General features: G+C 33.2%; 2 protein-coding genes. One reads left to right on the forward strand and one right to left on the reverse strand.

Going from position 1 to position 2,754, the window contains the following annotated elements:
* Window positions 1-642: 642 nt before the first annotated feature.
* Entirely contained in the window at window positions 643-900 is a 258-nt protein-coding gene (locus tag ACIQ2X_RS15765) for a hypothetical protein (RefSeq protein WP_396179928.1), read from the reverse strand.
* A gap of 77 nt (window positions 901-977) precedes the next feature.
* Here ACIQ2X_RS15765 and ACIQ2X_RS15770 point away from each other — a divergent pair, with 77 nt between their 5' ends.
* Window positions 978-1,103, forward strand: a complete 126-nt coding sequence (locus tag ACIQ2X_RS15770) for a hypothetical protein (RefSeq protein WP_396179929.1) — start codon at window positions 978-980, stop codon at window positions 1,101-1,103.
* The last annotated feature ends 1,651 nt before the right edge of the window (window positions 1,104-2,754 follow it).

A 2,754-nucleotide genomic window follows, 5' to 3' on the forward strand; every position in this document is an offset into this window, starting at 1 on the left:
ATGTAATTAATTTCAAATTTTATGGGATTTTGGTAGTTGCTAATGTTTTTAAATAAATAATGTCTAATTTAAGGTTCCATTTTATTTAATTAATATTGGAATCTAGAATAAACACCCGCAGTATTTATTTAGTTTGATTAACCTAAAATAAGTTATAATCGAATATTTGTTAATGTATAAAATTTAAGTAACTATCTTTACAATCTTGCTTCTTACAGCCAGTTTTGGTTTAGAGTTGCAAGTAGCCAGTCAACTTGACCTAGACAAATCATATGCTCTTGCTTGTTCTGGAGCTCGGGGTCAGGTTACATATCAAGCTTACAATCTTCCTCAAGGAGTCAGACTCAACAACGACAAAATATAAATATATGACAATAATCATGCTACTGGATACTATCCAGTTAAAATCAGAGCACAAGATTCTGCAGGTACCGTTGATGAGCGTCTTATTGTTTTAATTATCAGAGGAGGCAACACAGTGTCAATTAACACTGGCAGTCTCTTCGTAAATCAGCAAACTGTCAAAACTGTGAGAATTAGTCCAACTACTGCCAACAATATTAGATCAAGTGCTTTTTCAGATGTAAATGCCGCCTCATCTTCAAATACTTTAACTCCTAATCCAACTCCCGTTTAACAACTTCAACCAGATGCAGGAATCAATGCTCTCCTTGATTCCCTCAATGTACCAACTTCATATGCTTCAGGGACTACTTCATCTTCCTCTTCATCAACCAATACAATTAATACTGGTAATTTTCCAACTATAAACTTCCCAACAGGTGGTAGTGTTAATGCTGCTCCTAATTTTACTCCTACTTTGATTTCTAAGTAACAAGCCAGTCCTAGTAATGCTAATAGAAATACAATCACTGTCGATGATGTTAAAAAAAAAGCCATTTTCGAAAGACAAATCAATTCAGCCAAGGCCTTAGCTAATTTGCTGTCGATAGTAAGGCAAGCCACTGCTAACAAGAATGCAGCTCAAGAAGAAACTACCAAGAGACAGTAACTTTACAACCAAGCAATTGGTAGACAAAGAGAAACTCAAGCTGCCATTACTAAAGCAGAGAGCGATGTTGCAAGAATTAGACAAGCCATAACTCAGCTAACTGAAAATATCAACCAAATTCAAAAAAGACTCAACGATTTGGATGCATTGGATAAAGATAAGAAAGCTCAAAGAGAAGCAGCAAGACAAGGTGCTTTTGTTGCTCAAACTCAACTTAATAATGTTTTAGCCTAAATAAGTGCAAACAAAAATGATTTAGAAAATGCTTATGATTCTCAAAAATCAAAATAATCTCAGTGCAATAATTTAGATAATGAAATCAATAATGCAAAGAATGATAGAGATAACAAAGCGGGCCAAGCTGCCAGTGTTTCTTTTAGGCAAGCTTCTGCTTAAGCTCAACTAGACGCAGACAATCAAAGAGTCCAATAATTACAAAAACAATTAGCTGCTGCCCAAGTAAAAGCTGCTGCTTCTGAGAAAGCATTCAATGATTTAGTTTTTCAACAAAATTCCCTTAAAAGATCAATCGATGATATAACTAATAGAATAAAAGATTTGCAAGATAGAAAAGGAAAATGTGTCTTAGACTTAAATGATATTGGCTCAAGAATAATTACACTTAGAGCTAAAACTAACGAATTTAACCAAAAAAAAGCAAAGATTTAAAGTTAGATTAAAGCTCTTACTGATAAAATTGCAGGATTAACAACATAAATCAACAGCTACCCACCTCAAGTAGCAGATCTTAATGCTCAATTAGCTCAAGCCAATAAGAATATAAATTTCTTACGTAATCAACTTCCTATTTTCTCTCGAATTCTGAATGACGCATATGTTGCTGGTAACACTGTTAATGATCTTGTCAGAGCTGCTAAATAAAGCCTTGATGCTGCTAGCAAACGTTTCACTGACGAGCAAAAAATTATATAAACAGCTACTTATAATATCTAACTTGCAAGAACAGAGAAAGATCAAGCTGATCAAGCAGTTTAAGCTCTTCTGAGAGATGGAACTGGGGTTCTCCCTTATGCAGCTGCTGCTCCAAGTGCTAGTAATACTGGTTTTACGCTAGATTCTACTACTGGTAACTATCAAATTAAGAGTTGGTCTGACTTTATACTTAACTCATATGGTATTGGAATTAAGCCTCTTTTTGTAGGAGATCTCAAGACTTTATACTCATTCAAATTACCAAGCTCTGCTTCGAGCAATAATCAGACAACTGGAACTACAAATCTTAATAGTGTTACTAATAACACAACAACAGGAAATGCTACTGCTGTACGTTAAAACAACTAATGCAATTCCACCAGGAACCTTAGGGCAGTATCTGGATTCATTGCGAGAGTCAATCCCAATTCTTACAGGATACTCAACGATGGTGGAGCCATTTAAGTCACTTTTGCGGATTGTGCGATCGGATTATCTAACAAACCAAACTATGTTCCATCAGTTGGAGATGTTATTGCTATAAAAGGCTTTGCCAACAATCCAAATAGCTTTAGAGCCACACAAGTAGCATGTGTTTCTCAATGATGAAATTAAATTTATATAATTTATAATATATAGTATAGAGTATATAATTGATTAGTTTAAAATGATTCGAATAGTATTTAAATATTTTATATACTTTATAATAGTCCTATTTATTATAGTATATAATAATTATAATTATAATTTATTTATTTTTTATTTAGACTAATTACCTTAAATATCTTTAATACAATTTATTAATTATT

The sequence above is a fragment of the Flavobacterium sp. genome, assembly GCF_044368625.1.
In the GTDB taxonomy this organism is placed as follows: Bacteria; Bacteroidota; Bacteroidia; order Flavobacteriales; family Flavobacteriaceae; genus Flavobacterium.

Coding starts and splice junctions, on each gene's coding strand:
- ACIQ2X_RS15765 (WP_396179928.1), bottom strand. CDS start 900: ATGGCTTTTTTTTTAACATCATCGACAGTGATTGTATTTCTATTAGCA.
- ACIQ2X_RS15770 (WP_396179929.1), top strand. CDS start 978: ATGCAGCTCAAGAAGAAACTACCAAGAGACAGTAACTTTACAACCAAG.